Here is a 12,686-nt window from a genome sequence, read left to right as displayed (position 1 = left end):
GGAGAAATATATGAATGTAGCAATAAATAAAAACGCACCCGTGAGGGTAGTTAAAAAGAAACCGCGGGAGCACCGCGTAACGCTTGCCGTACTGTGCGTTATTTACTTTGTATACGCCGCAACGCTGATATTTCCGTTTTTGTGGCTGGTATACAATTCCATGAAAAACAAAATCGAGTTTTCTGCAAATCCGTGGGGATTTCCCGTTGAACCCATTAAATCGCTCGGGAATTTCGGTAAAATCTTTTCGGAATTCAATTTGGGTTCTATGTTTCTCAATTCCATAATTCTGTCGGTTGCTATGCCGCTCATCAATTTGTTTTTCTGTGCATGTACGGCGTATGCGTACGCATTGCACGACTTTAAGGGAAAGCATGTGCTGTATTGGGTGGCTATGATACCTATGCTTGTAAATATTACGGGTACGTTGCCTTCGCAGTATAATTTGTTTGTGAAAATCGGCATATTCGACAGCATTCCCGGAATACTCCTCACGGCAACAAACGGCTTCGGATTTGCGTTTTTGTTGTTCGGCAGCGTGTTTCAAAACATTTCGCGCACGTATCACGAAGCGGCGGAGATAGACGGCGCGGGACATTGGCGAATCTTCTTGCAAATCTATTTGCCGCAACTTTCCGCCGTGTTCGGCGCGCAATGGCTACTCGGGTTTATCGGTATTTGGAACGACTATATGACGCCGTATTTGTATTTGCCTTCGCACCAAACGCTTTCAGTGGGTATTTACTACATTTCCACGCAGGTCACAAACGGCTTTTCGCAGTTTTCGGGCGATTATCCCAAACTATTCGCCGCAATGATAATCTCCATTGTGCCTGTGGTTGCGTTGTTTGCGGCGTTCCAAAAGAAGATTATGAGTTTCAGCATGGGCGGCGGAATCAAAGGATAAAACTAATTTCAAAAATTATATAAGGTGGTAATAAACATGAAAAACGTCAAAAAAATGTTGTGCGCCGTTCTTACGGTAGTCCTGTCGTTTTCGGTAATGGTAGGACTTACGGGGTGCAGTACGGCGCTTCAAACCGAAAAGGGCGTACTTACGATTCGGTATTTTGAAGGCGGATACGGCAGCGATTGGCTCGAGTATGCCGCAAAGAAATATCAAGATGAGCATCCCGGCTTTAAGTATAAGCTCATTCCCGACACTACGATTACAAACACGGTAAACACGTATCTCAAATCGGGACAAAACCTTGCCGACATTTATATGACGCAAGGCTCGACGGCTTGGACGGAATGGGTGTCGCTCGGTTATATCGAAAATCTCGAATCGGTATACGAAGCCGAAGTGAACACTTCTTCAGGCAAACGCAAGGTCAAAGATTTTATGGATGCGGACGTTGTGAAAAAGAATTATTCGCAACGTATTTACGGGCAAGGCTCGTACTATCCGTGGATGATGCCGTGGGCGAGCGTAGGCATGTCTATTGCGTACAATGAAACCATATTGCTTTCCACGTCGCACACTACCGCTAAAGAGGGCGCTTGGAATGTGGGCGACAAATGGACTGCGCCTCCCGAAACGGTGGAAGATCTTGCGGCGTACTGCGCCGACGTGCTTGCGCGAAACGACGGAATCAAACCGTTCTCGCTTCCTTTTGCCGACGGTATGCACTGGCTCGAATACTACATGGCGGTGTGGTGGGCGCAATACCAAGGCGTTTACGAAGAAAATACGCTCGCCGTGAACGAAGGCGACGGCGCGTATTACGATTTTTATAACTTCGAAAGCGCCGAAGTGTGGAAACAGAAAGGTATACAAAAGGCTATCGACCAGTGGCGTACGCTTATCGTAGGCGAAGGCGGGGAGTGGAAAAACACCGTTGCCAACATAGAAGAACATACCGTGCAAGAGGCCGAAAGAATTTTTGCACGTGGAGAAAGCGCGCTTGCGCTTGTCGGTTCGTTCAGCTATAAAGAGATGGAGGAGTATATTACCAACAAAGATCACGTTTTCAAAATGATGAGTATGCCTTTATTCGACGATGGTACGAAAGCAATGAAAAATGAGAACGGTATGTCGGCGAAGATAAATTACTTTATGAACGATGAAACGATTTTTATTCCGTCGGGAGCCGTAAACAAAGATATGGCGAAAGAGTTCCTTGTGTACTTGTGCAACGAAGAAATGCTTTTGGACTTTACAAAAAGGACGGGAACGATGCGTCCGTTTGATTATAATCCGCTCGAAGCGGAACCCGATTACGAATGGAGTCCGTATACGCAAAGTTATCTTGATATATATTTCGACTCCGATATCCGTGTTTCCAACTATCCCGCAAATAAAGCGGTGGAAGACGTTTCGCCTATGTATTTGTATAAGCGTCCTACCATGTTCGGTCGTACCGCAACGTCTTCCATTATAAACGATATGCGCACCATGACGGGCGAACAAATCATGGTAGGTGAGAAAAACAGCAGAAACGTATATACGGTAACAAAATCATATTTTAACACTTGGAAAACAGAACTCGGTATCGAATAGGAGAACGTATGGATACAGCAATCCCCGTAAAAAAGAAAAAATTCAAGCTGAACCGTACGGCACGAAAGTATCTCTTTATTCTGTCGCTTATTATTATTCCGGTAATCAATTTTGCGGTGTTTTGGGTGTATGTGAATTTCGATACGATATTGCTTACGCTCAAGCGATTCGACGTGCCTACGGCGTCGTACGTGTGGCGCGGACTTGAAGGGTATGTTTCGGTTTTCAAATCGATGATATTGGGCGGCGATCCGGGCGAATTCAACGCTTTTGTCAACAGTTTCAGAGCGATTCTTATAAACATTGTGATATTCCCCATATCGTTTATCATCGCGTACAGTTTCTACAAAAAGATTCGCTTTCGCAAATTCTTTCAAGTCGTATTTTTCCTGCCCAACATAATATCATTGGTTGTGCTTTGTATGATGGTTCGGCACATGTTCAGTTCGGATTTCGGACCTATTGCGTTGCTTGTGGAAAAACTCGTTGGGCATCGTGTTGATTGGCTCGGCTATAACTCGGATAAAATGTGGGGCATTATCATTGTGTTTTGCATTTGGGCGGGACTGGGCGGCAACACCGTGGTTTTGTGCGGCGCTATGCAACGCATTCCCGAAGATATTACCGAATCGGCAAGACTGGACGGAATCGGTTTTTGGCGAGAGGCGTGGTCGATTGTTTTGCCGCTTGTTATGTCTACCGTAGGCGTGTTTATGATAGGCGTAGTGACGAGCGTACTCAGTTTTACCATGCAACCTATGCTTATCGCGATAAATCCCGGCATAGACAACAAATTTATGACGATAGGGTGGTATATTTTTACGAGCGTGGATACGGGAGGATCGGGCAATATGATACAGGCGGCGACGATAGGCATGACGTTTTCGCTGATTATGTTGCCGATTATCATAGCCGTTCGCTTGCTTGTGAAAAAGTTTACGCCCGACGTTCAATTTTAAGGAGGAAAGAGAATGAGAAATTCACAAACAAAATGCAAAAAAAGATTTGCCGCATTGGGATTCACGGCGTTGTTGCTTGCCGCAGCTCTTGCGCTTGGCATGACGTCTGTTTCCGTAAGACAAAAGGCATACGCCGCCGAAATACAAGCCGATATTTTTTCCGAAGATTTTGACGGAACGACTTTTTCGGAAGAATGGAAAGACCCCGTGAACGCCGAGTTGCAAACGGGCGAATATTCGCTTCGGTATAACGGCGACAGCAGATGGGGCTCGTGTATCAGTCCTATGGAGCATCACGTTACCGACGATGTCGAGATTTCGTTCGATATGCAAGTAAGCGGCGGCGGGTGGATAGCGTTCGTGTTCGGGTTGCCCCGCTATAACAGCTCTATGGAATACGCCGACGTCGGCACTTGGTTTTGGCCGGATAACCGCACTACTTTGATGGACGATAAACAGGGTACGAGCGGCGGGCCCGTAGACACGACGCAAAGCAATTTCGCGTCATATTCGGTTTCGCCTTTTGGTTTTGCCAAAACGTCAATGCGGTATGTGCTGACAAAGAAAGAAGATAATCGTGAAAGCGACGGCGCTACGATGTATAAACTCGATTTGTATATGTATGAAGCGGGTACGTCATGTCCGTCGGCTCCGCAAGCATCGTACGACAATGTGGAATGCGACGGCTATTACGGGTTTACGTCTATGGGAAGCATCAAAATGACCGTTACGAATTTTGCGGTAAAAGAGAACGAGCAAACGGTTTTCGAAGACGATTTTACGCAAAGCGCGTTTATGTTCGACAACATGAAAGTGCCGAACGCAAAATGGGCGGTTACGTATTTCGATTCATCTACGCTTGCCGTGGGGCCTACGGCAGATGTGAAAATCGTTACGGGAAAACAAGACGGCACTATAACCAATGCGCGCGGCATTACGCGCGACGTACGCGTGGATAAGCAATTTGCGTTCTCGGTAGAAGCCGAACTTTCGCAAATATCGCCGTCTACCGTGTTCGGTATGGAACTGGGTGGCGGAAAGTTTTTTGCAGGATTGGAAAAGACAAGCAATAAGTCATATCGTGCGGTTACGGTAGCAGATGGCGCAATTACCGAAACGACCGAAGCGGAACAAATAGACGACAACAATACCGTTACGGTTGCGTTTGAAGGATACAGCGACGGAAGAATAAAAATTACAATAGGCGAAGCAACGTATACGCTAAAAGGCGGCGATTTCGGCGGGATATTTAAGCTCGGAACCAAACATATAGGCGAAAGCGAAACGACTGCGGGATACGTGGTATTCGACGACGCGCGCATGCAAGGCTATTCTTATGATGCGGTTATCGACGCGCAAAATCGCGCTATCAATTTCAAAGGTATGCGCACGTATGAGGAATCGGGCGAAACGCTGTATCAATATTATGTAAATCGAAACGAATGGCTTATGCAGGGGTGTACGAGTCCGTTGTATAAAGCGGGGCAAACAAGGAATTACGTGCAGTTTTCCGAAAGCGACGTGAACATGCTGTTTGGCCCCAAGCAAAAATACAGCGAATATATTTGCCGTTTTACCGTTACCGTAACCGACGATACGGCGAAAAACGAAACCGCTATGTTGTTCTCTTTCGGGAGGCAAACGCTTTCGGGCGCGGCTTGGAGTAATCCGTATATTGTATTTACCAAAAAAACGCGCGGTATGGAGATTGCGGGCGGCGGCGGTGTGTCGGGCAAAACCGTTATGGGCGATGTTTCTTTTTGGAACAACAGAGACGAAGAAAACAATTTGATAGCGTATAACGTAATGCTTGTAGTGATAGAGGGCGAAATCGAAGTATATTTTGCACCCGTCGGTGCGCCCGCTTCCGAAATGGGTATTTTGCGCGGCACGTTTGCATATAACGACACAAACGGTTACGTTGTAGTGGCGGGGCATAATGCGGCATCGTTCCGTATAAGCAGTTTCTCGGTAAACAATATAAACGCGCAAAACGAGAATGTTGCGCAAAGTTTAACAAAGAGCACCGATGCGCAAGACTTGGGAGAAAGCGTATTGCTTTCGGGCGGCGCCACGGCTACAACCAAAGATAAATTCGGTGACTTTATTATGTACGCTAAAGTCAAATCGGTAGTAAACGGCGCGATTGACGTAATGCTACCGAACGGCGTGGGTATTACGGCATCGGAAGGCGCGGTAATCGGAAAAGGAATCAAAACGATCAGCACGGGAGCGCGCGCAGCTAAAATAATGAGCGGAGAAAGCGGTATTTTATGCGTTCGCGTTCAAAACGGAAATCTTTCGATAGGATATGCCGCTACGAATGAACCTATAAAACTGATTTACGAGCCGGCGGCGGTATTCGAATTACCGCAAGATAGGGCATTCGGCGAACTTACTTTTTCGGTCGGCGACGGATCGGCGGTATTGCTCGATACGGTAAGCGTTCATTCTTTGGACGCCGAGATAGAAATCACAACGCAAGATTACGATCCGAATATCGACGATGATATCGATAAAGTAAAACCCGAATTCGGGGAGAACGAAAACCAAGCGGAAGAAAAGAAAGGTTGTGGCTGCGGTAGCGTTGCGAGTGCGGAAAGCGTTGCGGGTATCGTTTTTGTGTTTGCGGCATTAACTGCCGTAGCGGTGTTGCGTAGAACAAAGAGGGAAGAAAAATGAAAAAAAGTTTTGTAGCGATATTGTTGATTTTGTGTTGCGCGTTTGCGGGTTGTACTGCGGGCGGTAAAACGAACGGAAAAACCGAGCGGGAAAAAATTCCTACAACTACCGACGTTTTAACGATAGACCAAAATAAATATATGTTCGGATTGAGCGAATTGTCGTCGGAAATGAACGGCGGCGTAGATGTAGAGGTCGACAACGATTTCATTATCGGAAACGTCAAAGCACTCGGCGTAAAGAGTATGCGCGTGTGGATGCATTTGCACAATATTATTCGCAGAGCGCCCGATTCGGACGAAATCAGTATTTTGCAAGGAACGGCGAATATTTATCACGAATATTTTGCACGGCTCAAAGAAGCGGGCGTTGAACGTATTTTAGTTATGAACCACGCGTTTATATATCCGGTAGGGTGCCACAATTCCGACGTGCAATGTGTGCCGCACCCGACCGATGACCGCGAAATGTACGTTCGGTTTTTGAAACTATACGGCGACTGTTACGAATTGCTTGCTACCGAATTTCCGGAAATAACCTATTGGGAACCTGGCAACGAATTCGATATGGTAGACGGTACGTTTTTGCACCCGATCGGTTGGGTGAAAGGAAGCTCCAACGTATTTACCGAGAGCGAAGCGGCAAGAATTACCGCCGACCTTTGTTGGTACGCCAATCGCGGGTTGCAAAAGGTAGACAAAAAGAACGTAACGGTGTTTCCCGGTATGACGATGTCGCCCAGCACTGCTCTTTATTTGGAAGAAACGTATCGGTGGATAGAATCCAAAAAGATTCCCACGGGCGAAGAGTATTCGGATACGAATTCATGGAATTATTTTCAAATTTGCGCATGGCATCCCTATCCGGATTACAGAGGCGTAGCGGCTGCGGCGGATACATGCGAAGATTTGCATGACGTGATGGTAGAACACGGCGACGGCGATAAAAAAGTTTGGATTACCGAAACGGGATTCAGCGAAGATAGGTTCTCTTACGATCAAGAACGTATCGATAGGCTGTATAAGGATTTATTGGATATAACAAAAAGCAGACTAAAATTCGTAGAAACTCTGTTTTTGTTCCGTATGACCGACTGCTATACTACGCCGATCAGCGATTACGAAGACCATTTCGGGTTGTTTTATGCGCCCGGCGATTCGGTAAATAAGGGTAAGCCGAAGCCGTATACCGAAACGATATACAAATGGTTCTACGGCGAAAATGCGGATACGTCGGGTCTGTATTGGTATTCTGCGGCGCAAGAAGAATAGACAACGGAAAATACAAGAAAATGTTGCGGGTGCATTGCAATGCGGTAATGCGCCCGTGACTGTATTCTAAGCGGAAGGGAAATTTATGGCTATCGAAAATAAAGAAAAACAAAGCGTAGAGGAAATATTTGCAAATCCGCCCGCAGAATATCGCGGCGCGCCTTTTTGGGCGTGGAATACCGATTTGAAAGAAGACGTATTGTTGTGGCAAATAGACCGATTGAAAGAAATGGGTTTCGGCGGCTTTTTTATGCACACGCGAAGCGGCATGAGTACCGAGTATTTGGGAAAGGAATTTATGCGTCTTGTGCGCGCTTGCAACCAACGCGCTCGTAAAAACGGAATGCTTTCATATTTGTACGATGAAGACCGTTGGCCGAGTGGAGCCGCAGGCGGCTACGTAACGCAACACAAAGAGTTTCGGCAAAAGATGCTTGTGATTTCGCGCACTGCGCCCGAAGATATGCGGAGATTGCACGCAAGCGATGAGCGAGAACCCGAGTTTCTTGTCGTCTACGATATATTGTTCGATGCGCAAGGAAAAATCAAGACGTATGCCGTAGTTGCCGATAACGAAAAACCGAACGGAGAAAAATGGTATGCGTATATGTTGCTTGCCGAAAAGTCGGGTATATTTAATGGATATACGTATCTCGACACTATGAATGCTACGGCGGTGGAAAAGTTTATAGAGGTGACGCACGAAGCGTATAAGCGTGAACTCGGTGATGAATTCGGCAAATCCGTTCCCGCGATTTTTACCGATGAGCCGAGCTATTACACAATGACGTTCAAACAGTACGCGCGCGACGGAAAAGACGTTGCGTATCCGTGGACGCAAGCATTTCGTTCTTCTTTCGAACAACAGTACGGATACGATATCGTTGCGCGTATGCCCGAAGTGGTTTGGGATAAAAACGACGGAACGCCCCATACCGCGCGGTATCATTTTTTTGCGCACGCAACCGAATTATTCGCCGTGAATTTCAGCGATAAAATCGGTAAATGGTGCAATGAAAACGGCATTGCCTTTACGGGGCATTATATGGAAGAGCCGTGGCTACTCTCGCAAATGCGGGCAATAGGCGAAGCAATGCGGCACTATCGTACATTTGAAATCCCCGGTATCGATATGCTGTGTAACCGTAAAGAATTCACTACGGCAAAGCAAGCGCAGTCGGCGGCGCATCAGTACGGCAGAAACGAAATGATGAGCGAAGAATACGGCGTAACAGGCTGGGACTACGATTTTCGCGGACACAAATTTCAAGGCGATTGGCAGGCGGCGCTCGGCGTAACGCTCCGCGTTCCGCATTTGTCTTGGGTGAGTATGCGAGGTTCGGCAAAACGCGACTATCCCGCAAGCATAAGTTATCAATCGGGTTGGTTTACTGAATACGGCTACATCGAAGACCATTTCGCGCGGCTCAATACGGCGCTTACGCGCGGCAAGTCTATGGTAAACGTGGCGGTACTCCATCCGATAGAAAGCGCTTGGCTCATAGGCGGCGTAAGAGAATATACGGCAACCGACATGGAAACGCTCGATACACAGTTTGTGAACATAACGGCGTGGCTGCTTCGCGGACAAATCGACTTCGACTTTTTCAGCGAAAGTCTGTTGCCTGAATTGTATCAAAAAAACCAAAACGGGTTTTGCGTGGGCGAAATGCAATACAAAGCCGTACTTATCCCGCCGATTAAAACCATGCGCTCCACTACGCTTGCCGCGCTCAACGAGTTTGCAGACTGCGGCGGCAAAGTTTTGGTATGCGGAGATTGTCCCGATTGCGTGGACGGAATACTTGATAATGCGGCGCAATCGCTTTGGAATAAGTCAAAAAGAGTCGGATTTTCACAATCGGAAATTTTGGACGCGCTCGGCGACGAACGCGAAATTTCGGTATTTGGCGGTAACGGCGAGCGAAGAAACGATTTGATTTACAATTTGCGGCAAGACGGCGAAAACAAGTGGCTTTTCATCGCGCATTGCGACGATATGACGCGCATGGACGGAAATGACTGCGCTTACGATGAATTACGCATTACCGTAAAAGGTATGTTTACGCCTTCGCTGTATAATACGCTCGATGGTACGATACGGCAAGCGGACTATATTCACGAAAACGGCAATACGGTGATTTTTGCCCCCTGTTATCCGCTCGATTCGTTTTTGTATTCGCTTGCGCCGAGCAAAGAAAAAACAGAGAAAAGAGTGCCGACAACGCAGACGAAAAAGGTTGCTCAACAAATAGCCGTTCCCGATTTTGTTTCGTATGTTCGCAGTGAGCCTAACGCACTTGTACTCGATATGCCCGAATGGTCGCGCGATGGCGAGCGATTTATGCCGCGCGAAGAAATTTTGCGCATTGACCGCATTGTGCGCTCCGAGTTGGGGTATCCCGCCGCCGACGGGTGCGATGTGCAGCCTTGGCGATTATCTGCTATCGAGCCGTGCGAATTCGTATGGTTGCGTTATACAATTGAAAGTGAAACAGCCGTGCCGTGTATGCTCGGATACGAGTATGCCGATTCGGTGCGGTTTAACGGTAAGGATATTCCCGTTGCAAAAGACGGTTGGTATGTGGATAAAGAAATTTATACGATGCGATTGCCGTCGCTCGTAAAGGGCAAAAACGAATTGCTCGTTCGCGTTCCCGTAAGCGCGCGAATCAGCATGGAGAATCTTTTTTTGCTCGGCGATTTCGGTGTGGAAACTCTCGGCGCACATGCTAAAATTACCGCGCTACCCTCCGTTATCACGTTCGATGCGTTGCGCAAACAGGGTATGCCGTTTTACGGAGCGAATGTTACGTACAAAATTCCTTTTACGTGCGAGGCGGGTGACCTTACAGTTACGACTGATTATTATATCGGCGCGCTTGTAAGCGCACGGTTGGACGGTAACGATGTGGGCAAAATAGTGTTGCCTCCGTATAAGTTGCAAATCGAAAACGTGGCAAAAGGCGAACATATGTTGGAACTCACGCTTTGCGGCACGCGCGGCAATACGTTCGGTACTTTACATTTGACAACGCCGAAAGATTGGAAAGGACCGGATATGTGGTATTCGGGTAACAATATGTGGTCGTATGAATATTGTTTGCACGATATGGGCATTATGAAAAAACCTGAGTTGACATTGGGAAAATAAGGTGTATCGGGATAAAAGTATGAATATTAAAGAATACTTTTTGCGCAATGCGTACAGGGTTTTGAAAAAGCCGATAGGCGAACTGCAATATCCCTTTCTCGATCCCGGTTCGGGATACGAGGGCGATTTATGGGATTGGGATTCCTATTTTACCGCCAAAGCGTTGTGCGCGGCGTTTTCGGTTTGTTCAAACGAGGAAATGCAAACGGCAGGTTGTTCGCGCGAAACGGTGGCGGCGCACGTAAAAGGTTGCGTGCAAAATTTTTTGTCGGCGCAGGAAAGCGATGGGTATATTCCCATTATGCTCTCGGGCAACGGACTGTTTGCGGGATATTTTCACGCCGAGCATGAAAAGGGCGTGCCATTAAATCAGCATAAGCCGTTTTTATGTCAGTCGGCATTGCAGGCGGGGGAATTTGCAAACGATTATGGTTGGATAGACGAAGACAAACTTGCGGCGTATTTACGGTATTACGAAACACGGCAATTCGATGCACGTAGCGAATTGTTTATATGGCAAGACGATATCATGATAGGAATAGACAACAATCCCACCGTGTATTACCGCGCGCCGCGCTCGTCTGCGGATATATACCTCAACAGCTTTATGATTGCCGAATACGACGCTATGGCGCAAATTTTGCGGCAAAAGGGCAAAGACGCTACCCAATTTGAACAAAAGGCGGCGGCATTGCGTACGACTGTCAATAGTCAAATGTGGGACGAAAAAGATGGCATTTACTATTCGCAAGACGTGGGATTTTTTAAAACAGAACGATCGTATAACGGATTTACGTTCCACGAAGGTTTTGCGCCCAAATGGAAAACCGTGCCGCTTAAAATTCGTTTTTTCGGTTGTTTTTTGCCGCTGTATGCAGGTATTTGCAACGATGAGCAAGCCGAACGGTTGTGCGTGCATTTACAGGATGCGGACGTTATGGCGTCATACGGGATTCGCACGCTTGCGCGCAACGAAAAAATGTATAATTTGGAAAAGAGCAACAACCCGTCTAATTGGTTGGGCGCAATTTGGACGGTGGCGAATTATCTTGCGTATAAAGGCTTATTGCGATATAATAAAACCGAATTGGCCGAAGAATTGCGCAATAAAGCTGTTTTACTGTTACAAAAGAGTTTAACGGAGTACGGCGAAATGTTCGAAAGTTATCATCCCGACACGGGAGAGCCGAATCTGTTTCCGGGATTTTTGAGTTGGAATTTATTGGCAATCGATCTTTGCGGAAAATTGCATAGCAACAAAGGAGAAGCGGAATGAAAAGAAAAGATATTCATATCAGAGATCCGTTTGTATTTACGGAAAACGGAATGTATTATTTGCTCGGTACAATCGGCGATGGCTCTTGGGGAAAGGGTAGCGATTTAACGCTGTTTGTTTCATCGGATTTGGAAAACTTCGAACTGAAAAACACCATGGTCACGGATGGTTCGCTTGACTCGTACACCAATATATGGGCGCCGGAACTGCACAAATATAGCGGAAGCTATTATTTAATACTTTCCGCTTTTCGGCAAGATAAAGGGCGCGGATGTTTTGTCTATCAATCGGATAGTTTGGAAAAGGACTTTACCGCGCTTACGGGCGAATACGTTACGCCGAACGGTTGGGAGTGTTTGGACGCAACACTGTTCGTATACGAAAACAAACCGTATCTTTGCTTTTCCAACGAGTGGGTGGCGCCCGTTACAAACGACGGCGACGGTAGTCTTTATATGTGTGAACTGAAAGACGATTTAACGGCGCTTGCGGGAGAACCTCAAAAAATCGTAAGCGGAAAATATTGCGGTTTTTCCGTTGAAGTGCATCATGGCGGCAAAAGCGGATATGTTGCGGAAGGTCCGTTTCTCTATGAAGAAAACGGCAAAATCGTATTGCTATGGTCTACCTTTACGCAAAATGGCTATGCGGTTGTAAAAAGCGTGAGCAGTAGCGGCGTTATGGGGGATTATGCTTTTGAAAAATTGTTATACGACCGCGACGGCGGTCACAGTATGAGTTTCGTTGATTTGCAAGGAAAGCGCAATCTTACGTTTCATCAACCGAATCGCACGCCCGAAGAACGTATGCAATACTTTTTATTGGAATAAGAAACACGGAG

The 12,686-nt window shown here is 46.8% G+C and carries 8 protein-coding genes; all 8 read left to right on the top strand.

From position 1 onward, the window contains the following. Positions 1-10 precede the first annotated feature (10 nt). The 8 genes from NFR55_RS03825 (at position 11) to NFR55_RS03790 (ending at position 12,675) form a co-directional block, all read left to right on the top strand. On the top strand, positions 11-907 hold the full coding sequence (locus NFR55_RS03825) for a carbohydrate ABC transporter permease (RefSeq protein WP_251546395.1): 897 nt from the start codon (positions 11-13) through the stop codon (positions 905-907). Between the two features lie 36 nt (positions 908-943). Next, on the top strand, positions 944-2,503 hold the full coding sequence (locus NFR55_RS03820) for an ABC transporter substrate-binding protein (protein WP_251546393.1): 1,560 nt from the start codon (positions 944-946) through the stop codon (positions 2,501-2,503). Positions 2,504-2,511: 8 nt separating this feature from the next. Next, positions 2,512-3,462, top strand: coding sequence for a carbohydrate ABC transporter permease (locus NFR55_RS03815; RefSeq protein ID WP_251546391.1), 951 nt, complete (start codon positions 2,512-2,514; stop codon positions 3,460-3,462). A gap of 12 nt (positions 3,463-3,474) precedes the next feature. Beyond that, on the top strand, positions 3,475-6,144 hold the full coding sequence (locus NFR55_RS03810) for a hypothetical protein (protein ID WP_251546389.1): 2,670 nt from the start codon (positions 3,475-3,477) through the stop codon (positions 6,142-6,144). Then, entirely contained in the window at positions 6,141-7,415 is a 1,275-nt protein-coding gene (locus NFR55_RS03805) for a hypothetical protein (protein WP_251546387.1), read from the top strand. Before NFR55_RS03810 ends, NFR55_RS03805 begins: the two co-directional genes overlap by 4 nt. Before the next feature lie 85 nt (positions 7,416-7,500). Then, on the top strand, positions 7,501-10,569 hold the full coding sequence (locus NFR55_RS03800) for a glycosyl hydrolase (RefSeq protein ID WP_251546385.1): 3,069 nt from the start codon (positions 7,501-7,503) through the stop codon (positions 10,567-10,569). 19 nt (positions 10,570-10,588) lie between these two features. Further along, the gene (locus tag NFR55_RS03795) at positions 10,589-11,845 is read left to right on the top strand and encodes an alpha,alpha-trehalase (RefSeq protein WP_251546383.1); all 1,257 of its coding nucleotides are present in this window, start codon (positions 10,589-10,591) and stop codon (positions 11,843-11,845) included. Next, complete coding sequence (locus NFR55_RS03790) at positions 11,842-12,675, top strand: family 43 glycosylhydrolase (protein WP_251546381.1); 834 nt, start codon at positions 11,842-11,844, stop codon at positions 12,673-12,675. The genes NFR55_RS03795 and NFR55_RS03790 overlap by 4 nt, the downstream gene beginning before the upstream one ends. Positions 12,676-12,686 lie beyond the last annotated feature (11 nt).

This window comes from Pumilibacter intestinalis (assembly GCF_943193005.1).
Classification (GTDB): Bacteria; Bacillota; Clostridia; order Christensenellales; family Pumilibacteraceae; genus Pumilibacter; species Pumilibacter intestinalis.
This window is presented reverse-complemented; position numbering and strand designations above follow the sequence as displayed.